This window comes from Lebetimonas sp. JH292 (genome assembly GCF_000523275.1).
Lineage (GTDB): Bacteria > Campylobacterota > Campylobacteria > Campylobacterales > Nautiliaceae > Lebetimonas.
The window spans coordinates 506,492-531,210 of the sequence record NZ_ATHQ01000001.1 but is presented as its reverse complement, the minus strand read 5'-3'; the positions used below and the strand labels follow the sequence as shown (position 1 = coordinate 531,210).

Here is a 24,719-nt window from a genome sequence, read left to right as displayed (position 1 = left end):
TAATTTTGAATGTTGAGTGTTGAATTATAAATGAAATTAATTTTAAATTCAGCATTTAACATTTACTTCTAAATATCTAACATTTAATTTTTAAAATCGGAAATTAAAGATTCTGTTTTTTTATGTTAAAATTCTCAAAAAAAGGATTAATTTGTTTGTAGATAATGTCAAATTAACAGTCAAATCAGGCAAAGGCGGAGCCGGATGTGTCAGTTTCAGAAGAGAAAAATTTGTTCCAAAAGGCGGGCCTGACGGAGGAGATGGGGGAAAAGGCGGAGATGTTACAATTATCTGTGATAAGAATACCCATACTTTATCTCATTTAAAAGGGAAAAAGCTTCTTAAAGCAAAAAACGGCAGGCCAGGGGAAGGACGTAAAAAACATGGAAGTGGGGGCAAGGATTTAATAATTAAAGTGCCGCCCGGGACAATAATAAAAGATGCAAATACAGGTGAAATTTTACTTGATATGAAAAAAGACGGTGAAAAGAAAATATTGCTTGAAGGCGGAAGAGGAGGGCTTGGAAACTGGCATTTCAGGGGCCCTAGACAGCAGCTTCCAAGATATGCCCAGCCGGGAGAGGAAGGAAAAGAGATTGAAATAATAATGGAGCTTAAATTAATAGCCGATGTGGGGCTTGTCGGTTTTCCTAATGCCGGAAAATCAACACTTATTTCCACTTTATCCAATGCAAAACCCGAAATAGCAAACTATGAATTTACCACACTTACTCCAAAACTCGGGGTTGTAAGGGTAGATGATTTTAGAAGTTTTGTAATGGCCGATATTCCGGGAATTATTGAAGGGGCTCACGCAGGTAAGGGACTTGGGCTTCAGTTTTTAAGACATATTGAAAGAACAAAAATAATTCTTTATATGATAGATATGGCTTCTTTTAGAGAGCCTTTTTATCAGTTTGAAACATTGAAAGAAGAGCTTAAAAATTATTCAGAGATTTTAGCTAATAGAAAATATGCCATAGCTTTAACAAAATCGGATATTGCCGATAAGAACAAAATAGAAGAATTTTTTGAAAAATTTGGAATTGTAAAAACAGAATGTAAATATAGGGCAAATCCTGATTATCCTTGCTATTTCCAAGAAGACACATTTGTTTTGCCTATAAGTTCTGTGAGTAATATTAATATAGATTCTTTAAAATATGCATTAATGAATTTAGTAGAAAGTGTAAACAATGAAGAGACTGATATTTAAAGTAGGGACTGCGACGTTATATGAAAACGGAAAACTTTCAAAAAGAATGGATAAAATTGTTGATTTATTAGCGAAACTTAATAAAACATATGAAATAATTTTGGTCACCTCAGGTGCCGTGGGGACAGGTTATACGAAATGTCCCCTGGATAAAACAAAGCTGGAAAACAAACAGGCTCTTGCGGCGATAGGGCAGCCTTTATTAATGAGGGAATATAAGGAAAGATTTCATAAATATAATATAACCGTTGCCCAGGTCTTGGTAACTGCGGCAGATTTTGACAGCAGAAAAAGAAGCAGCAATGCAAAAAAAATGATAAATGTACTGCTTCAAAATAAAGTTATTCCAATTATTAATGAAAATGATTCTGTTTCTGTAGAAGAGATAATTTTTGGAGACAATGATCAGTTGAGTGCTTATGTAACATATTATTTTGGGGGTGATTTGCTTATAATGCTTAGCGATATTGATGCTTTTTATACGGACAATCCTAAGAAAAATCCTAACGCCCTACCTATTAAGACTGTAAAAGAAATAAAAGACACCTGGCTGAATGCCGAATGTAATCCCAATGACAAATTTGCAACGGGAGGCATTGTAACAAAACTTAAAGCGGCCAAATTTTTAATGGATAAAAATATTCCCATGTTCTTAACCAACGGCAATGATTTAAAGAGTGTAAAAGAATTTTTAAAAGGGAATCATATTAAAGGAACGCTGTTTATAAGTGAGTAGTGAGTAGTGAGTGGTGAGCTTGCCCGGCTGCTTGAAAAGCGGCGGGGTTGTGAGCTTGCCAAGTAGCTAAATTCTTAGGTATGCAAGTTCCAAGTAGACAAGTTGCCAAGAAGCCAAGAGGCCAAGTTATTAAATGAAAAATGAAAAGTGAAAAGTGAGCTTTGCTCACCTGGCTATCAAAAGCGGCTATGGTGAAAAATTAAAAGTGTAAAGTGAAAAGGTGAAAAATGAAAGCGGTTGCAACGAACAGAAAAGCATATTATGATTATGATATTTTTGACAAATACGAAGCCGGAATTGAGCTTAAAGGAAGTGAGGTAAAGGCCCTGAGACAGGGAAGAGCGAATTTAAAAGATTCATTTGTAAAAATAAAAGACGGCGAGGCTTGGTGGATGCAGGGGCACATAAGCAATCTCGACACTACTTATAAGGCCTTTAGGCATGATGAAAAAAGACCCAGAAAACTTTTACTTCATAAAAATGAAATAGCAAAACTTGCCGGATATACAAGTGAGAAAGGTTATACATTAGTTCCTCTTAAGATTTATTTTAACAAAAGAAACAGGGCAAAACTTGAAATAGCGGTTGCTAAAGGAAGACAGCTTCATGACAAAAGAAGGGTAATGAAAGAAAAAGAACTTCAAAGAGAAGCAAGAGCCGCTATGAAAAGATACGGGTTTTAATTTGATAAAAAGATGTTATAATTTATATTGTTTATACTGTTTTTTACAATAAATTTTCTTTTTGCCGGGAACGATTTTTGGATAAATTTTCATTCCAAATTGGATAAATAAATTAAGCAATAAATATTTTGACAAGCTATAAAAAATTAACACCTGTGCAAATTCTCGATTTTCAGCAAAAAACCAAAAAAGAATTCGTAAAATATAATCATTACGGAGAATGTGTTTCAAGCTATATGAATGTTAAAGAAAAAGACAGATTTTACAGGAAAGTTTTTCATATAAAAGTTATTCAAAGAAACGGGATTGCCACGGCTAAAGAATATAATAATTTAATTCTAAAAAAATACGGAAGTATTTTATCTTTTGCCAATAATTTTCATTCCAAATCTAATATATATTTTGGGCACACCTGTATATACAATATACTGTTTTGAACAGAATGTAATCAGGAAAAAAACTCATACAATTTCTGTAAACAGGCATATAATAATTTTTTGAAAAAAAACGGTCACTGGATAGAAATAGGAAGCGGGATATTAGGTCCTTATATAGGAAGGATAGGGCCTGTGATAGGGTGGAGTATCCCTTGTTATGTTGACTCTTTTTATGTAACAAATAGATTTTTTAATAAAATAATAAATAATATTATAGCTTCAGAAAAAATAAAAAATGAAAGATTTTTTGAAAAATTAATTTCATGGTTTTAATTTTTATTTACAAGTTTTCAAATCTTCCAAAACCTTGGCGGCATGACCTTTTGCTTTTACCTTTTTATATTCTTTTACAACTTCACCTTCAGGATTGATGATAAAAGTTGAGCGGATTACTCCCTCATATTCTTTTCCATACATTTTCTTTTTGCCCCATGCCCCGAATTCTTTTAAAACTTTTTTCTCTTCATCGCTTAAAAGTGTAATTTTTAGCTCATGTTTTTCTATAAAATTACAGTGTTTTTTAGGGGAATCCGGACTTATTCCTATAACTACGGCGTTTAATTTTTCAAATTCATCCAATAATTGGCTAAATTCTTTTGCTTCGGTAGTGCATCCTGGAGTATTGTCTTTTGGATAAAAATAAAGTATTATCCATTTCCCTCTTAAATCTTTTAAACAAATTTCAATTCCGTCTTGATTTGGCAGGCAGAAATTTTTCATAAATTTCCTTTTTTATACTATAATAATAAAAAAATATTAACAAGGGGTTAAAATGGGTATTAAAAAATTATCATTAAGAATGACAATGATTATTATTGTATTGTTAGCTTCAATTTTTTTAACATTTTATAATGTAAGGGATTTTTTAAGCTGGCAACATGCTTTAACCGTAAAAAAAGAGCTTTCAAACATAATGCAATTAAGCAGAAGCCTGAGCCTTTTAATTCACGAAACACAAAAAGAAAGGGGTATGAGTGCCGGGTTTATAGGAAGTAAGGGAGAAAAATTTGTTAATTTACTTGCTAAGCAGAGAAAATTGACGGATGAAAAAATAGCGATGTATAAAAAAGTACTGAAAAGTATTGACGTCTCTTTTTTGGATAACGAAACAAAAAAATATATTGACATACTGAATAATTATCTTTCAAATATCAACAATATAAGAGCAAAAGTAGAAAATTTAAAAATTTCTTTAAAAGATGAAGTTAAATGGTATACAACAATGAACTCATATATACTGAAAATTATCGGAAACAGTGCAAAACTTGCGCCTAATGCGAAAATAGCTATGGAGCTGGCTGCTTATTCAAGCTTTTTAAAAGCAAAAGAAAGGGCGGGGATTGAAAGGGCAGTTCTTAGTGCAACATTCGGTGCAGATAAATTTTTGCCGGGAATGTATACTAAATTTGTTACATTGGTTGCCGAACAAAAGGCTTTCAATGATGATTTTTTAACATTTGCAAATAAAAATATCAAAGAAATGTATTTTAAAATAGTAAAAGCCCCTTCATTTGCCAAAGTCGAAAAATTAAGAGAGATTGCCATTTCAAAACATGAAATGGGAAATTTTGGAGTTGATCCGGTTTATTGGTTTAAAACCATTACTAAAAAAATAAACAAGTTAAAAGAAATTGATGATAAAATAGCTAATATTATTCAAAATGATATTAATAAAATTTATGTTAATCCGTTAGTATTTATAATGGGTGTTCTGGCAAACTTATTTATGATAATTATTGGAATAACAAGTGTAAAAAATCTTGAAATGAAAATTAATTCTTTAAAATCGTTAATATTAATGATTGCCAAAAGTAAAGATCTCTCCGTTGATATAAAAATATATGAAAATGATGAATTCGGAATTATAAGAAATAGTTTGGGAGAATTTATCGAAAGTTTAAGAGAAGTGCTTTCTTCTGCATATAACAGTTCTAATCAAAATAAATCAGTATCTGTGAAACTTAAAAAAGATTTTAAAATTATAGAAAACAATATCAACAGCGAAAATGAAATCATAATCTCCACCGCCGAAGAATCCAAGCATATTGAAGAAAATTTAACTAATGAAGCAAATTCCTCTGAGGAGATTAAAAATCTTATTTTAAAAGCAAATGAGGCATTGGGATATACTATTTCTGAAATAGAACAGGTCATAAAACAGATTCAGGAAAATTCCCAAAATGAAAACGATTTGGCTTTGAAAATGAATGAACTTACGAATAATGCCGAAGGTGTAAAAAGTATTTTATCAGTAATAAAGGAAATAGCGGAACAGACTAATCTTTTGGCGCTTAATGCGGCAATTGAAGCGGCAAGGGCTGGTGAACACGGAAGAGGATTTGCCGTTGTTGCGGATGAAGTCAGAAAATTAGCTGAAAGAACCCAGAAAAGTTTAAGTGAAATAGATGCGACTATCAATGTAATTGTTCAGGGAATCAGCGATGCAAATGAGGAAATGAACCAAAATGTTCAAAAAGTAAATGAAATTGCCAAAGTTGCAAACGATGTTCAGGGAAAAATAGAAAATGTTTCAACTAAAATGAACAATGTTGTCAGCAGTGTGGAAGAAAATGTAAACGCCGTTAATGATATTGTTAAAAAAATGGAGGAATTCAGTGTACATATGAATAAGATTTTAGAACTTTCAGCCAATAATGAAAAATATATAGAAGATAATGCAAAAACTATTGACAATATTTACCGTTTAGCAGATGCTTTAATGAAAGAACTCTCACAGTTTAGAATTTAAAAGAGCTTAAATTGCCCTTTTAAATTCCGGATAAGCTTCTATTCCGCATTCTTTTACGTCAAGTCCTTCCACCTCCTCATCTTCGCCTGCTCTGAAATGTATAAATTTGTTTATAATATAAAGAATAATATAAGAAGCAATAAATGCAAAAATTCCAACTACTATAACACCTTTTATTTGAGCAGCTAAACTTATACCTTTTCCCCAGATTCCTGTCGCAATTGTTCCCCAAATCCCGTTTACCAAATGAACTGAAAGTGCCCCCACCGGGTCGTCAATTTTTAATTTATCAAAAAAAGGCACGGCATAAAATACCAAAATTCCCGCTATTAATCCAACTATAATTGAAGCAACAGGGCTTAACACATCCGCACCCGCCGTAATTGCCACAAGACCTCCTAAAGCTCCGTTTAAAATCATTGTGATATCAAATTTTTTATATGTTAGATAACTTAAAATCATAACAACAAGCCCGCCTATAAGACCGGCGTTGTTTGTATTCATAACAACCATCGCCACTGTGTCAGCGGCATTTTTGCTTGAAATGCTTCCCACGCTTCCGCCGTTAAATCCGAACCAGCCTATCCATAAAAGCAGAGCACCCAATACTACCAAAGGAATATTACTGGCAGGAACCACTTTTACTTTGCCGTCTTTATATCTTCCTTTTCTGGGACCAATAATTAATATTGCGGCTAAAAGTGCCCATGCACCGGTTGAATGAATTACAGTCGAACCAGCTAAATCATGCATATTTGAAATATCAAGAAATGTTCCTTTAAGCAAATCGGCTCCCCATGTGAAATTAACTATTAGAGGATATATAAACCCTGCCATAAAAACTGTAAAAATTGCAAGGGGGATAATTCTTGTTCTCTCACTCACCCCTCCGCTCATAATATTAACGGTTTTACCTACAAATGCCATTTGAAATAAAAATGCAGCATATTTGCTCATAGAGCTTCCATTCCAGCCTCCAAAAGCCAATATATATCCCCAAAAGAAAAACACCAAACTTGCAACAATATAAATCATGGTATTAACTGTTAAAACGGTTGAGACATTTTTTGTCCTGACAAGCCCGGCTTCAAGCATTGCAAAACCGGGTACCATTAAAATAATTAATGTAAATGCAAACAGTGCAAAAAAGGTATCAAGTGCCCATGCCATATCCATTTTTTCCTCCTTTTATTCGGCTATTTGGCTTCTTGGCAACTTGTCTACTCACAACTCACAACTCACAACTCACAAGATGAAGATAAAAGAAAGAAAAAAGTGATTAAATTTTAATCAATTGAGATTTTAGAAATAAGAAGTTCGGCTTTTTTTAAGGCATCTTTATAATTTTTATCACTGACTAAAATTACCCCCATTCTTCTTCCGGGATGGGAATAAGGTTTTCCAAAAACTATAAATCTTGAATTAGTGCTGAAAATTTCTTTATCAAAATTAAAAACAGGAGTATAGGAAGTTTTATCTGCTTTATAAGCGGCACTTGCACCTTGGGTAAGGAATTCAAAACCAAGAGGCAGATTTAAAACGGCTCTTATATGAAGGGCGAATTCGCTTTGCGTTTGGGTAATCATTGTTACAAGTCCGGTATCGTGAGGGCGGGGAGAAACTTCGCTAAAATATACCTCATCGCCTTTTACAAACATTTCTACTCCGAAAATTCCTCTTCCTCCAAGACCTTCAACTATTGTTTTAGCTATGTATTGGGCTTTATTTAAGGCTGTTTCATTCATTCTCATTTCCTGCCAGGAAAAAATATAGTCTCCCCCTTTTTGAATATGTCCAATTGGAGGGCAAAAAACAATTTCTTCGTCATTTTTAGCTGTAAGAAGGGTTATTTCATAATCGAAATCAATAAACTCTTCAACTATCAGTTCATCTGCACTTCCCCTGGCATCTGATTTTGCAAATTCCCAGGCGGTTATTATTTCTTCAGAAGATTTTACTATACTTTGTCCATGCCCCGAAGAGCTCATAACAGGTTTTACCACAGCCGGATAGCCGAGTTCTTCGCAGGCTTTTTTTAAATCTTCATAGTTTGTTACAAATTTGTATTTACTTGTTTTAAGTCCTAAAGTTTCAGCCGCGAATTTTCTTATGTTTTTTCTGTTCATTGTTTTATTAACAGCTTCGGCGTTTGGAATGATATGAATACCTTCATTTTCGGCTTCAAAAAGAGCTTCTATGTTAATAGCCTCAATTTCGGGCAATACGAAATTGGGTTTTTCCCTTCTTATTACATCAAGAACTTCATCTTTATTTTTCATATTAATTACATAATTCCTCCCAGCTACAAGCATTGCCGGTGCGTTTGGATATCTGTCCACCGCAATTACCTCACATCCCAGTCTGTTGGCTTCTATCGCCACTTCTTTTCCAAGCTCACCTGAGCCAAGAAGCATTATTTTTATTGAATTGGATTTTAGTGGAGTAGTCAATTTCATTTTATCCCCTTAATTTTTTAAATATATCATTAAAATTTATTTCAATTTTACATTTTGCATTAATGGTTATTTTTTCATTTGAAAAATCACCTATTTTTTTAAATCCATCTTTGTTTTCATAAACTTTTGCCATTTTAAAATCCGGATATGCAAGTATATAAAATTTCACTCCCTCTTTTTCGTAAATTTTAAATTTTTCATTTTCATCAATTCTTGCGGTTGAAGTAGAAATTACTTCTACAATTATTTCCGGTGCTTTTGTAATAAAATTATTTTCTTCATTGCAAATCATTGCAACATCTGGTCTTAAAACAGTAGTTTCATTTACAATATAATCTTCTTCAACTATTACAATACACTCTTCACATTTATTGTCATTTATGGAATTTCCAATTTGAATTGCAAACATTGTAGAAAGATATTGATGATTGATAATGGGGCTAGGTGCCATAGCAATTGGAAAACCCTCAATTAATTCCCAATCGCCTTTCCATAGTTTATAATCTTCATAGGTATATTTTAAAATAGGTGCTGCCATAATTTACCTTTTTTTAAATAATTATACCATTTATTGATGTATATCAAAAAAGTTTTTTTAAAGTAGTGGTAATATTGTTTTAAAAAAAGGAGATGACTTGAGGCTTAATGAACTAAAAATTGGCGAAAGCGGAATTATTAAAAAAATTTTGGCAAAAGAACCTTTAAAAAGCAGGCTGTTTTCGATGGGGTTTGCAAGAGGAGAAGAGGTAAAGGTTTTAAAACACACACTTGCAAAAAACACTTATGAAGTAGAAGTTAACAATATCCCGGTAGCATTAAGAGAAGAAGAAGCTAAAGAGATTGAAGTAAGGAGAGAAAATGAAAGAGATTAAAGTAGCCCTTGTCGGTCAGCCCAATGTCGGGAAAAGCCATTTAATCAATTCCATTTCGGGCGCAACGCTTCATGTCGGAAACTTTTCAGGCGTTACGGTTGAAAAAAAAGAAGTGGAGTTTGTTAGAGACGGTTACAAAATAAAGCTTATCGATTTACCGGGCACTTATTCTCTTCATACATATACACCGGAAGAAGATGTAACCAAAAAATTTTTACTAAATGAGGAATATGATTTAATTTTAAATGTAGTTGATTCAAATCAGATTGAAAAAAATCTGGTTTTTTCTTTTCAGATAGCGGATTTAGGGAGGCCTATGGCAATCGCTTTTAATATGTATGACGAATATTCAAGGCAGGGCGGGGAAATTGATACAGACAAGTTTTTTAAACTTACAAACATAAAGGCCGAAAACGTTTCGGCAAAAGAGAAATTTGGATTGGAAGAACTTTTTCAAAAAGTAATTAAAGCATATGAAGAAAAGAACATTCCAAAAATTTATTATTCTGAAACAGTGGAAGAGACAATCGAAAACTTAAAACCTTTTATTAAAGACTGTGATAAATTTTCAAAAAGATTTGTGGCGATAAGACTTCTTGAAGATGATGAGGATATTTACAAAATAATTCATGAAAAACCATGGTTTGCGGACTTAATGCCCGAACTTAAAAAATCAAAAGATATTTTAAGGGGTGAATATTCTGAAGAAGATACAAAAACCATTCTTTTTGAAGAAAGACTTGCTTTAGCAAAAGGAATAGTCACCCAGATAGCAAAAAAAGCAAAAAAAGAGACTTTAACAGAAAAAATAGATAAAATTTTAATTCATCCTATTTTAGGGCTTCCTATATTTTTATTTGTAATGTGGGCTATTTTTCAGTTAACGTTTTCTTTGGGTGCAGTTCCAATGGACTGGATTGATGCCGGATTTAATATTTTTGGAAGTTGGGTTGGAAATGCAATGCCCGAGAGTATGATAAAACAAGCACTTGTTGAAGGTGTAATTCCGGCAGTCGGGGCGGTTGTTATGTTTTTGCCAAATATCCTGATTTTGTTTTTGGGGCTAAATCTGCTTGAGCAGACCGGTTATATGGCAAGGGCCGCTTATGTGATGGACGGTGTTTTAAAAAGATTTGGACTGCAGGGGAGGGCATTTATTCCTCTTGTATCAGGTTTTGGTTGTTCAGTTCCTGCATATATGGCGGCAAGAACGCTCAAAAATCCAAAAGACAGACTTATAACAATGCTTGTTATAGGATTTATGAGCTGCGGGGCCAGACTTCCTATTTATGTATTATTGGTAAGTGCTTTTTTTGCACCTTCACTCCAGGGCGATGTTATGTTTGCCATTTATCTGGGCGGTGCCTTGACGGGGCTTATTGTTGCAAAAATATTAAGAATAGTTTTATTCAAAGGGGAGCCGGAGCCGTTTGTTATGGAACTTCCAAAATACAGATTTCCAAAAATAAAAGCTGTTATTTTTGATTTATGGGTAAAAACAAAACTGTTTTTAAGAAAAGCGGGTGTTTTTATCGGTATTACAGCATTTGGTATCTGGTTTTTAAGCGCTTATCCGAGAGCCGATATTGTTAAAAAATATGAGCCTTTGATTCAAAGTGCAAACGCAAATCAAAAAGAAGTTTTAGCAAATAAAATGCAGCAGGAAATTTTAGAAAATTCATATATAGCCAGAGTGGGAAAATTAATGGTACCTTTTACAAAGCCTCTTGATTTGGGATGGAAGGAAGATGTCAGTCTTCTTGTGGGACTTGCCGCAAAAGAGGCGGTTGTCGGAACTATGTCCGAATTATACGGAATTGGTGAAGCGGATGAAACAAGTAAAGCATTAATAGAAAAAATAAAAAATTCTATGCCGTTTACTGCTGCGGTTGCAATGATTATAATTGTTATGTTTTATTCCCCGTGTGTTGCAGCCATGAGTACATTTTATGCAGAAGTGCCACAGTGGGCCTGGAGAATTTTTTATACGGTTTATCCAAACGTATTTGCCTATATTGCGGCGTTTATAGGGGTTAGTTTGATAAAACTCTTCTCTTAATCTCTTTTTCATTATTTTTTTTTAAGTTTTTTTTGATATTATTTCTTTTAGACTTCATAAAATTTTTTCTACATTCAAAGGAGAATAATGTATTCAGGAATTACTGTTATTAAAAGAAACGGCAGAAGAGAACTTTTAGATATTTCTAAAATTAGAAAATATACCATGGCTGCCTGTGAAGGTCTTGAAGGTGTGGATTACAGCGAATTAGAGCTTGATGCAAAGCTCCAATTTCGTGACGGAATTACAACAGAAGAGATTCAGCAGACGTTAATTAAAACAGCTGTTGATAAAATCGATATAGACAGGCCAAACTGGAATTTTGTTGCCGCAAGGCTTTTTTTATACGATTTGTATCATAAAGTCTCAGGCTTTACAGGTTATAACTCTTTAGAGGAATATTTTAAAAAAGGCGAAACTGCAGGCAGGATTTTACCGGGGCTTAAAGAAAAATATGATTTAAATGAACTGAATGATTATATAAAACCCGAAAGGGATTTGCTCTTTACTTATCTTGGAATAAAAACGCTTTATGACAGATATATCATTAAAGACAGGGAAAATAACCCTATAGAACTGCCTCAGCAGCTTTTTATGGGCGTTGCCATGTTTCTTGCTCAAAATGAAACAAATCTTTCTTCTATTCCAGAAGAAGATAAGGAAAAAATAAATTTAAATGATGTAAAATCAATTAGAGGATATTGGGCTAAGAAATTTTATGATGTAATTTCTAAATTTGAAGTAATGGTAGCAACTCCAACTTTATCTAATGCAAGAACTACAAGGCATCAGCTCAGCTCTTGTTATGTAGGAAGTATGAACGATAATATAGAAGGTATTTTTGATGATTATAAAGAGATGGCACTTTTATCTAAATTTGGAGGCGGAATTGGATGGGATGTAAGTAAAATAAGGGCGCTCGGAAGTTTTATCGACAACCATAAAAATGCTGCAGGCGGAGTAATTCCATGGCTAAAAATTACAAATGATGTGGCAATTGCGGTGGATCAGCTCGGAACCAGAAAAGGGGCAATAGCCGTTTACCTTGAACCATGGCACATGGATATTATGGACTTTTTGGATTTAAAGAAAAATTCAGGGGAAGAGAGAAGAAGGGCGCATGATTTATTTCCCGCTTTATGGATTCCTGATTTATTTATGAAAAGGGTTTTAAACGATGAACTATGGAGCCTGTTTGACCCGTATGAAACTAAAGATTTGACTGATTTATACGGGGAGGAATTTGAAAAAAAATATATAGAATATGAAAACGACCCGAATATTACAAAAGAAAAAATAAAAGCAAAGGAATTATGGAAAAAAATTTTGCTTGAATATTATGAAACAGGCAATCCGTTTCTTTGTTTTAAAGACAATGCCAACAGACGTAATCAAAATAACCATTCAGGAATTATCAGAAGTTCAAACCTTTGTACAGAAATATTTCAAAATACCGAGCCGAACCATTATAAGGTAAAAGTAACTTTTGAAGATGAGAGTTTTTCTGTTTTTGAAGAAGATGACGAAATTGAGGTGGAAAGCGGAGGTGTAAAAGTAACTAAAAAAGCCAAAAAAATAACTTCGCTTGATTCAATTGAAGGTAAAAAAGTTTATATTGTTGAAAAAGTGCCATTTGGCGGGAAAACAGCTGTTTGTAACCTTGCGAGTGTAAACTTAAGCAAAGTAAATACACCTGAAAAAATTGGCGAGGTTGTACCGATTGCTATCAGAATGCTTGATAATGTAATTGATTTGAATTATTATCCGGTTAGAAAAACAAAAGATACGAATCTTAAAAACAGGGCAATCGGTCTCGGGGCAATGGGTGAAGCCCAGATGCTGGCCGAAAGACAGATTTTTTGGGGAAGCGACAAGCATTTTAAAATAATAGATGAAATATTTGAAGGCATCAGTTATCATGCAATCAGTGCAAGCTGTGATTTGGCGAGGGAAAAAGGAAAATATCCCGAATTTGAGGGCAGCAGATGGTCTAAAGGCATACTTCCTATGGATACAGCCAATGAAGAAGCTAAAAAACTTGTTGAAAAAGATTTGTTTACGGCAATGAAGTATGACTGGGAAGGTCTAAGGGAAAAGGTAAAAGGCGGAATTAGAAACGGATATTTAATGGCCGTTGCGCCTACGAGTTCCATTTCTATTTTGACAGGAACAACCCAGACAATAGAACCTGTTTATAAAAGAAAATGGTATGAGGAGAATTTAAGCGGACTTATTCCTGTAGTTGTGCCAAATCTCAGTGCCGAAACCTATATGTTTTATACTCCGGCGTATGAGCTTGACCAGAGAGTTTTGGTAAAAGCCGCCGCAATAAGGCAAAAATGGATAGACCAGGGGCAGAGTCTGAATATATTTATTACTACAGACAAAGCAAGCGGGAAGTATCTCCATGAAATTTATATACTTGGATGGAAACTGGGATTAAAATCGTTTTATTATTTAAGAAGCCAGTCTCCTGAAATAAAAGAAGAGGTGATGGACAGAAGTGTTGAATGCTTCGGGTGCCAGTAAGGTGAAAAGTGAGTAGTGAATAGTGAGTTGTGAGTTGTGTGTTTTTGATGGATAGAAGGAAAGAATATAAGGAGTAAAAATGCAAATAAAAAAGTTGTTTAATTACAACTGTCCGATGCACAGAGGTTCAACCACCTCTATAATTAACGGTTGTACCGAAGGGATGATTAATCTTAATAAACTCTCATATCCCTGGGCATATAATCTGTGGGAGATGATGCTTGCAAACACATGGTTTCCAAGGGAAGTTGATTTAACAGATGATGCAAGACAGTATAAAAATTTACTGCCGGCGGAAAAAAATATGTACGATAAGGCATTGGCCCAACTGATTTTTATGGATTCAATTCAGACAAACAATACGCCCGACCATGTAAACCCTTGGATTACAGCACCTGAGGTTAATATGTGTCTGGTCAGGCAGGCATATGAAGAGGCTCTTCATTCCCAGAGTTATGCCGTAATGGTCGACAGTATTTCCCTTAATACGGATGAAATATATGAGATGTGGCGAACAGATGAAAATCTTAGAAAGAAAAACGAATTTATAGGCAATGTATATGAAGAGTGGGGAGCTAAAGCTCTCGCGGGCGATGACGAGGCAAAGATTTATATGATTGTGGCCAATCAGTGTTTAGAGGGTATTTATTTTTATAACGGATTTGCCGCTTTTTATGTGTTGGCAAGAGCAGGTAAAATGATTGGAAGTGCCCAGATGATAAGATTTATCCAAAGGGATGAGGTGACGCATACAGCCCTTTTTGCAAATATTTTTAAAGAGATAAAAAAAGAATTTCCAAAGCTTTTTACTCCTGAAGTTATAAAAAATATAAAAGATATGCTTTATGCGGCTTATGAGCTTGAAAGAGACTGGGGATGGTATATTACACAAGACCAGATTTTGGGAACAAGCGGGGAATTAACAGACAGGTTTACCAAATATCTTGCAAATAAAAGGGCAAATGCCATGGGAATCGAGCTTTTATTTCCAGAAGCGGGACTTAAAAATCCTATCAGCTGGTTTGACAGCTTTTCTAGTTTTAATGAGCAAAAAACCAACTTTTTCGAAGGCAATGTTGTAAACTATTCCAAAGGCAGTTTAAGCTTCGATGATTTTTAGACAAAAAGAAATTTCTATAAAAGTCCCAAGTCGGGGTTTTTTTATTGTTACGGATAAAATTTTAAATTCAGTAAACATAAGCGATGTAAATGTCGGAATAATAAATCTGTTTTTAAAGCATACCTCCTCATCCCTTACTATCAATGAAAACGTCTCCCCTGAGGTCAGAATTGATATGGAAGAAATTTCTTCTTCTTTAGTGCCTGACGGATATAATTATAACCATTCATTGGAAGGGGCGGATGATATGCCCGCCCATTTTAAATCTTCTATGTTCGGGGTAAGTCTGAATATTCCGATAACCAATGGAAAATTAAATCTTGGGACTTGGCAGGGGATTTATTTAAATGAACACAGAAACCGCCCGGGTGTTAGAAAAATTGTAATTACCGTGTGGGGCATTTAAAAAAAGTTTATTTTATAAAAAATACTTATACTTTCTTCTGTTTGTTCTTTTGGGGAAGGTAATGTATTTATGCTCTTATAACATTCCAATTTTAATTTTTTTAATATATTCTTTCCATTTTTTAAAGAAAAAGAGTATTCAATTTCATTCAAATCCAAAATTTCCGAAAAATTTATCTGTTTTAAACTGACAATCAAGGCTCATATTCCCTATATAAATATTTTTTCTTTATATTATAAATATAATGCAAATATTTTTTGCTTTTTTAATATTAAATTCAAAATTTTTTCCTTTTATTTTTTATTTTTTGTTTTAAAAAGTGTATTACATCAGAAAATAAAAAATTTAATATTAAAAATTAAAAAAAATATTTTTTTCAGAATAAAATGGAGATAATAGATTTTTCTAAAATTGAAAAAATTAAAAAATACAAATTAATGTCGGATAATATAATCCCCCGTCCGATTGCTTGGATAGTAACAGAAAACAACGGATTAGTTAATTTGGCTCCGTTTAGTTATTTTATGGGTGTATGCGGGGAGCCTTCCATTGTTATGGTAAGTGTGGCAAAGAAAAAAAGACATGATATAAATGAGCCAAAAGATACTCTGGTAAATATTAAACAGACAAAAAAAGCGACAGTATGTTTAGTGCCAGTTGAACTAACCGAAAAGATGGATAAAACAAGCGAAGTATTGCCATACGGGGTAAACGAAGCGGAAAAATTCGGAATAGAACTTGAAAAAATTGATGCTGATTTTCCACCGATTGTAAAAGGATGTAAAAGGGCATTTTTAACCACATTATACGGAACTTTTGAAAAAGAAGAAATGGTAAATGTCGCTTTTTTTCTTGAAATAAAAAAAATGTATTTTGAAGGAGAATTTGAACCGGTTGCAAGGGTTGGAAAAGGATATGCGAGACTTTGTGAAATGTATAATAGATGAAAACAATTAAATTTGAAAATCAAAAAATAACTCCCTGCAAAATTGTGTGTGTTGGTAGAAATTATGTAGAGCATATAAAAGAGCTTAATAATGAAATTCCAAGTGAGCCTGTTTATTTTATAAAGCCTAATTGTTCGATAGGTTGTGAGTTGAAAATAGTTGATTATAAAGGAACAGCATTATGAGGGGGAAATTTCTTTTTTAATTCAAAATAAAAAAATAGTGGGTGTCGGTTTTGGTTTTGATTTAACTCTTAGAGAAATTCAAAGCAGACTTAAACAAAAAGGACTTCCATGGGAGAGGGCAAAAGCGTTTAAAAATGCCGCAGTTTTTAGTGATTTCGTTGAAATTGATGAAACTGAAAATTTGGAAATAGAGGTTTATAAAAATGGAAAATTAGTCCAAAAAGGCGATGTTTCTTTAATGATTTATAAGCCGGATTTTTTAGTTAAAGATATTGATAAAATTTTTGGGCTTGCAGATGGAGACATTATAATGAGCGGAACGCCAAAAGGCGTCGGAGGGGTAGAAAAAGGAGATAAATTTACAGTAAGAATTTTAAAAAACAAAAAGGTTTTGATTGAAAAAGAATTTACCTGTATCTGAAATATTCCGCTCCATTCAGGGCGAGGGAAAATATGCCGGAAGAGTAAGTATCTTTTTAAGACTAGGGGGATGCAACCTTAAGTGTCCGGGATTTGGTGAAAAGGGGTGTGACAGTTATTATGCCGTTAATAAAAAATACGAAAAAGAATGGAAAAAGATTGATATTGACGAAATAATAAACAGAATAAATTCTTTAAAACAAAAAAATGAAGATTTGGTGATTACAGGCGGCGAGCCTATTCTTTATTATAAACAGATTTACCCTTTGGTAGAAAATTACGGAGGAAATATTACCGTTGAAACAAATGCCACTATTAATATAGATTTTGAAAAATATCCAAGATATAAAGATGTTGTTTTTGCTATGAGTGTTAAATTATCTAACAGCGGGGAAATGTATGATAAAAGAGTAAAAAAAGAGGCTATAAAAAATATTGCAAAAAACGCAAAAAAAAGTTTTTTTAAATTTGTTGTGGATAAAAACAATTTAGAAAAATTAAAGAAAGAAATTTTTGATATAACCGAAGGAATAAATTTGGATATTTACTGTATGCCTATGGGAGAAAGTAAAGAAAAGCTTGAAAATAATGCAAAAAGCGTATTTGAATTTTGTCTGAAAAACAATTTTTGCTATTCCGACAGGCTTCATATCAGAATTTTTGGTAAAAAAAAGGGAGTTTGATGATTATTAGAAAACTTTTTAAATTTGAAAATGCACATATTGTAAGAAACTGTACAAGCAGACGTTGCAGCCGCTCAATTCACGGGCACAGCTATAAAGTGGAAATTTTGCTTGAATCAAATTTTTTGGATAACGGAGGGATGGTATATGATTTCGGTCTTATGAAAACTACTATTAAAGAATTAATAGACAGTTTTGACCATGCCATAACATTATGGAAATATGATAACTCCGAATATATTGAATTTGCTAAAAAATTTAGCGAAAGATGGATAATATTGCCCGTAAATCCATCTGCCGAACAGTTTAGCAGGGTATTCTTTTTAATGGTTGATAGAGTTTTAGGTTTAACTGTGTTTCGAAACAATGAAAAAAACATAAAAGTTAATTCTGTAATAGTCCACGAAACGGATACGGGATATGCCCGGTGTTTTAGGGAAGATGCGTATAATATTGAAAATATGGGAGAAATTAATTTAAAAGAGATTATTTTCAGCGATCAGATAAAAAAGGAATGGAGTGATTATTATATGTGGGATAAAATTATTAAAGGTGAGAACTTTATTAATCCAAAGCCTCTTAAAAATTGACTTATAAATAAAATTGTGTTATTTTAAATAAAAAAAGGATGATAATGAAAATAGCAGTTCCGGTAGAGGGTGAAAATTTAGAAATTGTAACAAGAACGGGCAGGGCACCGTATTTTGCAATATTTGAATATGAAGGAAATAATTTTAAATTACTTTCTTTAAATGAAAACACTCACGCAAAAGAAGAGCACGAACATGAAGAAGGGCATCAGGAGGAACACAGCGAAGATGAAGTTGCCCATCATCACAAACATGTAAAAGCATCAAAAGTTGACGGGTGTGATTATATTGTTGTAAGAGCGGTCGGACCGAATATGAAAGATGCTTTAAATCTTGAGGGAATTAAAATAATTCGAGTAAGAAAAAATGCAGGAGAAAATGCATTAGAAATTTTAGAAAATATAAAAGGAGAATTAAAATGAGAATAGTAATTCCTACAAATACTCCTGACGGATTAATGGCTAAAAGAGGGGCGCATTTTGGAAGAGCGCCTTTTTATGTAATGGTTGATATTGAAAATGGAAAAATAAAAGATGTTGATTTTGCTCAAAATTCAGGCCATGGTGATGGGGCATGTGATAATGCCGTTAGCAATATTAAAAATCTCGGAGCTGATGCTTTGATTGTTGCGGGAATTGGTCCAAGGCCATTTGAAGGATTTATAAATGAAGGAATAGATGTATATTATGATGATTCTACAAATACGGTAGAAGAGGCAATAAACAGATTTTTAGAAGGTAAAACCCAAAAAATGAGTTTGGATAAATCCTGTTCCCATCACAGATTTTAATAAAAGGATTTAAAATTTGTTAAATCCTTTTTTATATTTCTTGCAATAAATAAAAATTTTGGTATAATTTTATTCCACAAATTGGAGAGGTGGGTGAGTGGCTGAAACCGGCGCCCTGCTAAGGCGTTGTACCCGTTTAGGGTACCGCGGGTTCGAATCCCGCCCTCTCCGCCAGATTAACTTCATAATTAAGTGTCTGTCACTTATATTTCTCATTTTATTGTTAATAATCAAATAAATATTTGTTTTGGTATTTTTATAAACAGGATTATTTAATTATTAAAAGGGATATAATGAATATTTACCAAAAGCTGCTAAAGTATTATATTTTTTATGTATTTATTTCCATTTTATTGATTGTCGGGTTTTTTTCATATTCTTACCATAATTTGTTTAATAATTTTACTGAAGATTATGTTCAGGAAAAATTATCCCAGGTTGATTTTATTGTAAAAAAAGAAAAAAGTTTTTTAGAAAAGATTGCAAACGATTGGGCCGAGTGGGATGATGCATATAATTTTATACAAAATAGAAACAATGAGTTTATCAAATCAAATTTCGGTGGAGGAGATACATTATTAAATCTTGGAATTGATGGCATGGTGTTTTTGGATAAAAATTTAAATTTAGTATACGGCAGAGCTGTAAAAAACAATAAAGAGATAATTTTAAAAAAACTTCCTCTTTTTAACTATAAAAAAAATGGATTTGCTGTTTATTTATTAAATAATAAGATATATTTTGTTTATATCACAGATATTACAAATACTAATGAGACTAAAAAAAACGGTAAATTAGTAGTTTATGAAATTTTAAGCAAAAAAATTTTTGAAAAAAACGGATTTGTTGTTAATATTGTAATAAAAAATAAAAATAGACTATATAACATTAAAAACAAGAATTTAATTATTTATTATCCCATAAATAAAAAAATAATTTTGGCTCTTTCTATTGATTACAGTAAAAAACTGTTGATTTTTGAAAAATATTTTTTAAAAATGTTTTTAGCTGAGATAATAGTTTTAATTTTATTATTTATTTTTGGATTGATTTTTCTTAAAAAGATAATTAATGATATTGATTTTGTCTTTAATACTTTAGTTAAAGGATTAGATGATATCAAAGAATTGGAAAAAGTTACAAAGTATAAATATTTTTTAAAAGAATTTGAAAAAATTGCCTCTGTTTTTGAAAAATTATATAAAAAACTTTATAACTATGAAGAAATATATAAAATTTTGGATGAATATGCACCTTTTGGTGTGGCTATTTATAGAAAAAATCTGCTTTATGCCAATAAAATTTTATTAAATATTTTAAATATTTTAATAAAATAAATCCAAAATAAATCAAAAGAGATTACTTTAAAACAAAAAAATATTGTAACTGTTTCTAAAAATATAAAAAAATACTTTTTATCAAAAAAACAGATGCGAAAATATATTCGGTTTTTGGATAGATTATACAAAAGAAGAAATTTTAAAAAGATTAAATATAGTATTTGGTAATATAAATAAATTTTTAATTATTGCTAAAAATGAAAAAGAAATAATTGAAGATGTATGTAACTATGGATACCGCTTCAAAATTTGTGTAAGATAAATTAGAATAAGAAAAAAATAAAATGAAAGGATATATTATGAGAAAAGAAGCGGTATTAAATAATATAGATTTTAGAAAATAAATCTAAAGTAATAAAAGAATTTATGAAGAGATAGAGAATATGCTAAAAGCAGAGATTGAAGAGTTCGTAGAGAATAATGATATTTCAAAGAATGGTTATTACTCAAAAACAGTTCGTAGTGACAGTGGAGAGATTAGGTTAAATATTCCAAGAGACAGAAAGAGTGAATTTGAGCCTCAAATAGTAAAAAAAGGCCAAAGGACTATCAGTAGGACAGAAGATGAGATAATAGCAATGTATGCGAGAGGGATGAGTTTAAGAGATATAGAAAAACAGGTAAAAGAGATGTATGATGTAGAAATGAGTGATAGCTTAATTTCAAGAATAGTAGATAAAATTACTCCTGGAATAATTTAAAATAAAAGATGATAAAATGAAGGTGCAAAATTTGTAACAGATTTAAATAACAGAGGAGTAGAGGATATTTTAATAGCTTCTGTTGACGGATTAAAAGGATTTGTATTATTCATCAAATTAGATATTCAATGAAATATGTTGGTTCTAAGTACGATTTAAAAAAAGTATATATTATCAACTTACTTTGAGTATTCAGAACCTATTAGAAATTATTTTCAATTTGTATAATTTTCGAAAACAAACTAAAACCTTATTTAAAATGATTTTTATGCTTTACATAAAAAAGAATTGGTCTTCAATTATTTTTTTTATTTCTTTTTAATCTTTCATCTTTTTTTGCTTTTATTGAATCGTTAAAATCTATTTAATATTAAATGCACTTATTTTTTTTTATTTCCCATAATAAATTTGAAGAATCAGTAAAATAGAAGATGAGCTCAACAGAAGTTTAAATACTGATAAAATCCCTGTTTTTAGAAACAATATGAAAAAAGATAAAGAATATTTTGTTATAAGTAAAATAAGAAAAGGTATTGAAACAGCCTTTTCTATTATAACAGCTAAATTTGGTAAAGTTATTAAAGCTAAAATTTATTTAAAATAAATGGTATAATATTAATAAATAAAGGGGCTAACAATGAGTAATGTATTAATGACTTACTTAGGAGTTGGAGCATTTTTATTAGCAGGTCTTATATTTGCTTTATTAGTAAAGCCAGATACCAAACACAAACCAAAACACGATAAATAAAAATGATAGAAAAACTTAAATATATTTATATTCTCTTTTGTTTCATTGTTCCAGCTGTTTATTTTGGGAATAGATGGTAATTTTAAAATAAGAAATTTATCTTGAAATGAAAAAAGATTTAGTGGATAAAATTGCAATTTTTTTCATAAAAAATCTCTATTAAAACTTAACACAATTCAAATCTATATAAACTTGATTTTATACTCCAATTGGTGTATAATGAATTAAAAAAAGGATTGCTATGAGAATGCAAACCAGTATAAGAGTTGAAAAAGAATTTTACGATGAAGCAAAAGAAGTATTTAAAAAATTAGGAATATCTTTTGGGGACGCTGTAAATATTTTTTTAGCAAAAGTTGCTATGGAGAAAGGTATTCCATTTGATTTAAAAGTTCCAAGTAAAGAATTAGAGAAAAGAATTAACAACATTGAAAATAATAAAAAAAAATACAAATATCTTTTAAAAAAGATATTGAAAAAGTAAAGAAAAGTGGTAAATATGTATTATTCTATAATATATATTGACTATATATAAACTATAACAATATAAAATTTTTGATTATTTTTTGTCATCTTTTGCCGTTTTTTCGTTATTTTTTTAACGATTTTTTATTGTTTTTTAAGTGTATGCAGTCTTTATACTTGATTTTTAGCTATAGTTATTATATAATATACATTAAATAGTTAAACTATAATATAAAATGAAAGGATTGAAATGAGATTAAAGCTTGAAAACATAGAATTTACGTTGCCTAACAGACTGATTGACGCAGTAATAACGGGCAAAATAAGCGACCCCGAAATCGTCAACGCAATTAATACACTGCTAACAAAGTCAAAAGTTATTAACAGGTTAAGAAATCCGGAAAAGGCAAGAGCTGTTAAGACTACAAAGACAAAAGAGAAGATTCAAAACGCTGTTAATCTTTTAAGATTACAAGGCAAACCGGTAAACGCTTATCAGGTGGCAAAATTAAGCGGAGTTTCTTATAACACTGCAAGAAACATCCCATATTTAACTAAAATTTGCAAAAGTAAATTATTTATTTGCAGAATATTTAGAAGTAAGTAAATGTTCATATATTATATTTTGAGTAATAAATCCATATTTAAATAATTTTCTTTTCATGTCTTCATAATAATCTTTCTGATCCGATTGTAATCACCAAAGGCGGAATCAAATCATTATCATTTTTATATTGTAAAACCTTATTTACAATATTTTGAGAATTAAATTCTTCAATGGAATAATCTTTTTTATTTATTAATTTGAATTCTACATTTGTTTTTTCATAAATTGATTTCAATCCTTTAAAAAGATTTTTTATGTATGTGGTTTTAGAAGTATTAATATTAGAAGAATAGTTATTAATATATTTTTTTCTTTTTTCAAAATAGTAGGTATCCTTTTAGGATAAATAGTTATAATATCTTCATTCGTTTTAACTAATAAATTTGTTATATAATCTACCTTTTTAAAACCTATAAATTTTACAGGATAAAATCTATAAAATTGTTTTTGTTAAGGCTGAATATTTAAATAAGCAATATTACTCTTTTTTATGGCATTTTCAATAAAACTCTTTCTTTCAACATTTGGAATAGTCATATTTCTATTTATATCTTTAGGCGAATAGTAAAATTTTAAATGACTTGCAAGGTAAGAATATATTATATTGTTATTATTCTTTTTAAATATTATTCCTACAATAGGTTCTTGCTGGATTTGTATTTTTTTACCTTTTTGTTTAAAATAATTTACCATCTTTTAGGATACAAAATTTTTTTTATAATACCTATATTTTGATTACCTATTGGCCTTACTTCTTTATTTATTAAATTTGATTTTTAGGAATAATAGATTGTTTTATATCTAGAGAAAGATAAAAAAACATTTCCATTAATTTCATACTTTTTTTTCTTTTTGTAAGAAATTTAATTCATATAATTATAAAGGGAAGAGATAAGACGCAAACGAATGATTGAACTGATGCCTAAATTCAAAGAACTAAAAACCGAAAACGAGGAGCTTAAAAAAGAAAATAAAGAGCTTAAAGTCGGGAACTGAAGAATACAAAAAAATAATAGAAGAATACGAGCAAAGGATTAAAGAGCTTGAAGATGATTTTTACAATTTAAAAATCAAAGCAGGTTTAAAAACTTAATTGCTAAAAAGGAAAGCTAATGAGAAGAATTATAAAATAAATTAATTATAAATTAAAAAAAAAGGAGACGCTATGATACAATGAGAGAGAAAAAAGTCGGAAAAATTAGACGAAAAATTAAGCAAACATCTTTACGAAAACAGGGAAAAAATGTAAGAAAAAGAAAGATTAAGAATGGAAATGCAGTCTTTCATATCCCAGGATATAAACGAAATGGAGATGCAAGTAAAAAAAGAACTAAGTGACAATGCCTTTAATCTCATCATGAAAAAAATAGATGAAAGAGAATTTAGCAAAGACGATATTGACGAAGAAAAACTTGACAAAATAGACAAAGCTGTTGAGGAATTGAAAAAATATATAGACAAAAACGGCGATGAGCGCAATAATATTGTTCATATAGCAGAACTTTTAGGCGATAGTACAGGAACAATAAGAGGAGATATACTAAAACTCCAAAAAGTCATCTCAGCCGATTTGGCAAGCGTCAATTCAAATATCAGTTCTGTAAGCAGACAGGTCGGTTCAATAGACAGGAATATGATAAGCAGATGGTAAGAGGGGTAGGCTGCCCCTGTTTTGAATTAAACACAAAAGTAAAAAAAAATGAAAACAATTTTTACAAGGACATTCTATTCACACATTAGATAATTTTACTAATTTACTAAAAAAATATGATATTGATATAGTTATTGATGTTAGGAGTATGCCTTATTCAAAATATGTTGATTGGTTTGATAAGGAAAATTTATTTTTTTTCTTAAAGAAAAACAATTTCAAGATTTTTAAGAAACAAATTAAGTATATTTATCCGGATAAATTAATATCTAACTTGAAGAAAAGCTTATAAAAAAATATAAAAAATTTTTGCCTGAAAAAAACTT

Annotated in this window: 30 protein-coding genes and 1 tRNA gene; 25 read left to right on the top strand and 6 right to left on the bottom strand. The window is 31.1% G+C overall.

Features of this window, described 5'->3' with window-relative positions:
* The first annotated feature begins 151 nt into the window (after positions 1–151).
* From obgE to DZ64_RS0103235, 5 genes are all read left to right on the top strand, one after another.
* Positions 152–1,216 carry a GTPase ObgE gene (obgE, locus tag DZ64_RS0103255; RefSeq protein ID WP_024789410.1) on the top strand — a complete coding sequence of 355 codons (1,065 nt, stop codon included), beginning with the start codon at positions 152–154 and terminating at the stop codon, positions 1,214–1,216.
* Positions 1,197–1,952, top strand: coding sequence for a glutamate 5-kinase (proB, locus tag DZ64_RS0103250; protein WP_024789409.1), 756 nt, complete (start codon positions 1,197–1,199; stop codon positions 1,950–1,952). Before obgE ends, proB begins: the two co-directional genes overlap by 20 nt.
* 227 nt (positions 1,953–2,179) lie before the next feature.
* Positions 2,180–2,635 carry an SsrA-binding protein SmpB gene (gene smpB / locus DZ64_RS0103245; protein ID WP_024789408.1) on the top strand — a complete coding sequence of 152 codons (456 nt, stop codon included), beginning with the start codon at positions 2,180–2,182 and terminating at the stop codon, positions 2,633–2,635.
* A 128-nt stretch (positions 2,636–2,763) separates the two neighbouring features.
* Positions 2,764–3,072, top strand: a complete 309-nt coding sequence (locus DZ64_RS0103240) for a hypothetical protein (RefSeq protein ID WP_024789407.1) — start codon at positions 2,764–2,766, stop codon at positions 3,070–3,072.
* A 60-nt stretch (positions 3,073–3,132) separates the two neighbouring features.
* Complete coding sequence (locus tag DZ64_RS0103235) at positions 3,133–3,345, top strand: hypothetical protein (protein ID WP_024789406.1); 213 nt, start codon at positions 3,133–3,135, stop codon at positions 3,343–3,345.
* A gap of 3 nt (positions 3,346–3,348) precedes the next feature.
* Here the strand turns inward: DZ64_RS0103235 and bcp are convergent, their stop codons facing one another.
* Positions 3,349–3,792, bottom strand: a complete 444-nt coding sequence (bcp, locus tag DZ64_RS0103230) for a thioredoxin-dependent thiol peroxidase (protein WP_024789405.1) — start codon at positions 3,790–3,792, stop codon at positions 3,349–3,351.
* 52 nt (positions 3,793–3,844) lie between these two features.
* Between bcp and DZ64_RS0103225 the strand changes: the two genes are divergently transcribed.
* The gene (locus DZ64_RS0103225; RefSeq protein ID WP_024789404.1) at positions 3,845–5,821 is read left to right on the top strand and encodes a methyl-accepting chemotaxis protein; all 1,977 of its coding nucleotides are present in this window, start codon (positions 3,845–3,847) and stop codon (positions 5,819–5,821) included.
* 6 nt (positions 5,822–5,827) lie between these two features.
* Here the strand turns inward: DZ64_RS0103225 and DZ64_RS0103220 are convergent, their stop codons facing one another.
* From DZ64_RS0103220 to DZ64_RS0103210, 3 genes are all read right to left on the bottom strand, one after another.
* Positions 5,828–6,997 (bottom strand): ammonium transporter, encoded by a 1,170-nt coding sequence (locus tag DZ64_RS0103220; protein WP_024789403.1) that lies wholly within the window; start codon positions 6,995–6,997, stop codon positions 5,828–5,830.
* A 110-nt stretch (positions 6,998–7,107) separates the two neighbouring features.
* The gene (gene purT, locus DZ64_RS0103215; protein ID WP_024789402.1) at positions 7,108–8,277 is read right to left on the bottom strand and encodes a formate-dependent phosphoribosylglycinamide formyltransferase; all 1,170 of its coding nucleotides are present in this window, start codon (positions 8,275–8,277) and stop codon (positions 7,108–7,110) included.
* Between the two features lies 1 nt (position 8,278).
* Positions 8,279–8,815, bottom strand: a complete 537-nt coding sequence (locus tag DZ64_RS0103210; RefSeq protein WP_035003079.1) for a Uma2 family endonuclease — start codon at positions 8,813–8,815, stop codon at positions 8,279–8,281.
* A 97-nt stretch (positions 8,816–8,912) separates the two neighbouring features.
* On the opposite strand from DZ64_RS0103210, the gene DZ64_RS0103205 reads away from it, so the two are divergent.
* From DZ64_RS0103205 to DZ64_RS0103115, 17 genes are all read left to right on the top strand, one after another.
* Complete coding sequence (locus DZ64_RS0103205; protein ID WP_024787195.1) at positions 8,913–9,149, top strand: FeoA family protein; 237 nt, start codon at positions 8,913–8,915, stop codon at positions 9,147–9,149.
* Positions 9,136–11,208, top strand: a complete 2,073-nt coding sequence (feoB, locus tag DZ64_RS0103200; protein ID WP_024787194.1) for a ferrous iron transport protein B — start codon at positions 9,136–9,138, stop codon at positions 11,206–11,208. Before DZ64_RS0103205 ends, feoB begins: the two co-directional genes overlap by 14 nt.
* Before the next feature lie 99 nt (positions 11,209–11,307).
* Complete coding sequence (locus tag DZ64_RS0103195) at positions 11,308–13,737, top strand: ribonucleoside-diphosphate reductase subunit alpha (RefSeq protein ID WP_024789401.1); 2,430 nt, start codon at positions 11,308–11,310, stop codon at positions 13,735–13,737.
* Between the two features lie 79 nt (positions 13,738–13,816).
* The gene (locus tag DZ64_RS0103190; RefSeq protein ID WP_024789400.1) at positions 13,817–14,857 is read left to right on the top strand and encodes a ribonucleotide-diphosphate reductase subunit beta; all 1,041 of its coding nucleotides are present in this window, start codon (positions 13,817–13,819) and stop codon (positions 14,855–14,857) included.
* Complete coding sequence (locus DZ64_RS0103185) at positions 14,847–15,263, top strand: secondary thiamine-phosphate synthase enzyme YjbQ (protein WP_024787191.1); 417 nt, start codon at positions 14,847–14,849, stop codon at positions 15,261–15,263. The genes DZ64_RS0103190 and DZ64_RS0103185 overlap by 11 nt, the downstream gene beginning before the upstream one ends.
* A gap of 386 nt (positions 15,264–15,649) precedes the next feature.
* Positions 15,650–16,210, top strand: coding sequence for a flavin reductase family protein (locus DZ64_RS0103175; RefSeq protein ID WP_024789398.1), 561 nt, complete (start codon positions 15,650–15,652; stop codon positions 16,208–16,210).
* Complete coding sequence (locus DZ64_RS13120) at positions 16,207–16,395, top strand: fumarylacetoacetate hydrolase family protein (RefSeq protein ID WP_236618638.1); 189 nt, start codon at positions 16,207–16,209, stop codon at positions 16,393–16,395. The genes DZ64_RS0103175 and DZ64_RS13120 overlap by 4 nt, the downstream gene beginning before the upstream one ends.
* Positions 16,370–16,816 carry a fumarylacetoacetate hydrolase family protein gene (locus DZ64_RS10555; RefSeq protein ID WP_236618637.1) on the top strand — a complete coding sequence of 149 codons (447 nt, stop codon included), beginning with the start codon at positions 16,370–16,372 and terminating at the stop codon, positions 16,814–16,816. The genes DZ64_RS13120 and DZ64_RS10555 overlap by 26 nt, the downstream gene beginning before the upstream one ends.
* Positions 16,791–17,498, top strand: coding sequence for a 7-carboxy-7-deazaguanine synthase QueE (locus tag DZ64_RS0103165; RefSeq protein ID WP_024789397.1), 708 nt, complete (start codon positions 16,791–16,793; stop codon positions 17,496–17,498). The genes DZ64_RS10555 and DZ64_RS0103165 overlap by 26 nt, the downstream gene beginning before the upstream one ends.
* Entirely contained in the window at positions 17,498–18,088 is a 591-nt protein-coding gene (locus DZ64_RS0103160) for a 6-carboxytetrahydropterin synthase (protein WP_024787186.1), read from the top strand. The genes DZ64_RS0103165 and DZ64_RS0103160 overlap by 1 nt, the downstream gene beginning before the upstream one ends.
* A 44-nt stretch (positions 18,089–18,132) precedes the next feature.
* Positions 18,133–18,510: a NifB/NifX family molybdenum-iron cluster-binding protein gene (locus DZ64_RS0103155; RefSeq protein WP_024789396.1), complete on the top strand. Its 378-nt coding sequence runs from the start codon at positions 18,133–18,135 to the stop codon at positions 18,508–18,510.
* Positions 18,507–18,878, top strand: coding sequence for a NifB/NifX family molybdenum-iron cluster-binding protein (locus DZ64_RS0103150; RefSeq protein WP_024789395.1), 372 nt, complete (start codon positions 18,507–18,509; stop codon positions 18,876–18,878). The genes DZ64_RS0103155 and DZ64_RS0103150 overlap by 4 nt, the downstream gene beginning before the upstream one ends.
* A gap of 83 nt (positions 18,879–18,961) precedes the next feature.
* Positions 18,962–19,052, top strand: a tRNA-Ser gene (locus tag DZ64_RS0103145).
* A 119-nt stretch (positions 19,053–19,171) separates the two neighbouring features.
* A complete protein-coding gene (locus tag DZ64_RS0103140) occupies positions 19,172–20,215 on the top strand; it encodes a CHASE4 domain-containing protein (protein WP_024789394.1) in 1,044 nt (347 codons plus the stop codon).
* Positions 20,216–20,601: 386 nt separating this feature from the next.
* The gene (locus tag DZ64_RS12650) at positions 20,602–20,919 is read left to right on the top strand and encodes a transposase (protein WP_024789393.1); all 318 of its coding nucleotides are present in this window, start codon (positions 20,602–20,604) and stop codon (positions 20,917–20,919) included.
* A 992-nt stretch (positions 20,920–21,911) separates the two neighbouring features.
* Positions 21,912–22,154: a type II toxin-antitoxin system RelB/DinJ family antitoxin gene (locus DZ64_RS0103120; RefSeq protein ID WP_035003076.1), complete on the top strand. Its 243-nt coding sequence runs from the start codon at positions 21,912–21,914 to the stop codon at positions 22,152–22,154.
* Positions 22,155–22,385: 231 nt separating this feature from the next.
* Positions 22,386–22,742, top strand: a complete 357-nt coding sequence (locus DZ64_RS0103115) for a hypothetical protein (RefSeq protein WP_024789391.1) — start codon at positions 22,386–22,388, stop codon at positions 22,740–22,742.
* Between the two features lie 61 nt (positions 22,743–22,803).
* Here the strand turns inward: DZ64_RS0103115 and DZ64_RS12245 are convergent, their stop codons facing one another.
* Together DZ64_RS12245 and DZ64_RS0103105 are read right to left on the bottom strand one after the other, a co-directional pair.
* Positions 22,804–22,977: a hypothetical protein gene (locus DZ64_RS12245; protein ID WP_156922608.1), complete on the bottom strand. Its 174-nt coding sequence runs from the start codon at positions 22,975–22,977 to the stop codon at positions 22,804–22,806.
* 215 nt (positions 22,978–23,192) lie between these two features.
* Positions 23,193–23,435 (bottom strand): hypothetical protein, encoded by a 243-nt coding sequence (locus DZ64_RS0103105; protein ID WP_024789390.1) that lies wholly within the window; start codon positions 23,433–23,435, stop codon positions 23,193–23,195.
* A 574-nt stretch (positions 23,436–24,009) separates the two neighbouring features.
* Between DZ64_RS0103105 and DZ64_RS0103090 the strand changes: the two genes are divergently transcribed.
* Both DZ64_RS0103090 and DZ64_RS13995 read left to right on the top strand, forming a co-directional pair.
* The gene (locus DZ64_RS0103090; RefSeq protein WP_156922607.1) at positions 24,010–24,393 is read left to right on the top strand and encodes a hypothetical protein; all 384 of its coding nucleotides are present in this window, start codon (positions 24,010–24,012) and stop codon (positions 24,391–24,393) included.
* Positions 24,394–24,469: 76 nt separating this feature from the next.
* A complete protein-coding gene (locus DZ64_RS13995; RefSeq protein WP_084029311.1) occupies positions 24,470–24,685 on the top strand; it encodes a DUF488 family protein in 216 nt (71 codons plus the stop codon).
* Positions 24,686–24,719 lie beyond the last annotated feature (34 nt).

What these genes read in the sequence shown, in the direction of transcription:
- feoB (WP_024787194.1), top strand. Translation starts at nt 9,136, where the DNA reads ATGAAAGAGATTAAAGTAGCCCTTGTCGGTCAGCCCAATGTCGGGAAA.
- DZ64_RS0103220 (WP_024789403.1), bottom strand. Translation starts at nt 6,997, where the DNA reads ATGGATATGGCATGGGCACTTGATACCTTTTTTGCACTGTTTGCATTT.
- purT (WP_024789402.1), bottom strand. Translation starts at nt 8,277, where the DNA reads ATGAAATTGACTACTCCACTAAAATCCAATTCAATAAAAATAATGCTT.
- proB (WP_024789409.1), top strand. Translation starts at nt 1,197, where the DNA reads ATGAAGAGACTGATATTTAAAGTAGGGACTGCGACGTTATATGAAAAC.
- DZ64_RS0103150 (WP_024789395.1), top strand. Translation starts at nt 18,507, where the DNA reads ATGAGAATAGTAATTCCTACAAATACTCCTGACGGATTAATGGCTAAA.
- DZ64_RS0103140 (WP_024789394.1), top strand. Translation starts at nt 19,172, where the DNA reads ATGAATATTTACCAAAAGCTGCTAAAGTATTATATTTTTTATGTATTT.
- DZ64_RS0103210 (WP_035003079.1), bottom strand. Translation starts at nt 8,815, where the DNA reads ATGGCAGCACCTATTTTAAAATATACCTATGAAGATTATAAACTATGG.
- DZ64_RS0103190 (WP_024789400.1), top strand. Translation starts at nt 13,817, where the DNA reads ATGCAAATAAAAAAGTTGTTTAATTACAACTGTCCGATGCACAGAGGT.
- DZ64_RS13120 (WP_236618638.1), top strand. Translation starts at nt 16,207, where the DNA reads ATGAAAACAATTAAATTTGAAAATCAAAAAATAACTCCCTGCAAAATT.
- bcp (WP_024789405.1), bottom strand. Translation starts at nt 3,792, where the DNA reads ATGAAAAATTTCTGCCTGCCAAATCAAGACGGAATTGAAATTTGTTTA.
- DZ64_RS0103155 (WP_024789396.1), top strand. Translation starts at nt 18,133, where the DNA reads ATGAAAATAGCAGTTCCGGTAGAGGGTGAAAATTTAGAAATTGTAACA.
- DZ64_RS12650 (WP_024789393.1), top strand. Translation starts at nt 20,602, where the DNA reads ATGCTAAAAGCAGAGATTGAAGAGTTCGTAGAGAATAATGATATTTCA.
- smpB (WP_024789408.1), top strand. Translation starts at nt 2,180, where the DNA reads ATGAAAGCGGTTGCAACGAACAGAAAAGCATATTATGATTATGATATT.
- DZ64_RS0103120 (WP_035003076.1), top strand. Translation starts at nt 21,912, where the DNA reads ATGAGAATGCAAACCAGTATAAGAGTTGAAAAAGAATTTTACGATGAA.
- DZ64_RS0103175 (WP_024789398.1), top strand. Translation starts at nt 15,650, where the DNA reads ATGGAGATAATAGATTTTTCTAAAATTGAAAAAATTAAAAAATACAAA.
- DZ64_RS0103105 (WP_024789390.1), bottom strand. Translation starts at nt 23,435, where the DNA reads ATGGTAAATTATTTTAAACAAAAAGGTAAAAAAATACAAATCCAGCAA.
- DZ64_RS0103160 (WP_024787186.1), top strand. Translation starts at nt 17,498, where the DNA reads ATGATTATTAGAAAACTTTTTAAATTTGAAAATGCACATATTGTAAGA.
- DZ64_RS0103225 (WP_024789404.1), top strand. Translation starts at nt 3,845, where the DNA reads ATGGGTATTAAAAAATTATCATTAAGAATGACAATGATTATTATTGTA.
- DZ64_RS0103090 (WP_156922607.1), top strand. Translation starts at nt 24,010, where the DNA reads ATGGAAATGCAGTCTTTCATATCCCAGGATATAAACGAAATGGAGATG.
- DZ64_RS0103115 (WP_024789391.1), top strand. Translation starts at nt 22,386, where the DNA reads ATGAGATTAAAGCTTGAAAACATAGAATTTACGTTGCCTAACAGACTG.
- DZ64_RS0103185 (WP_024787191.1), top strand. Translation starts at nt 14,847, where the DNA reads ATGATTTTTAGACAAAAAGAAATTTCTATAAAAGTCCCAAGTCGGGGT.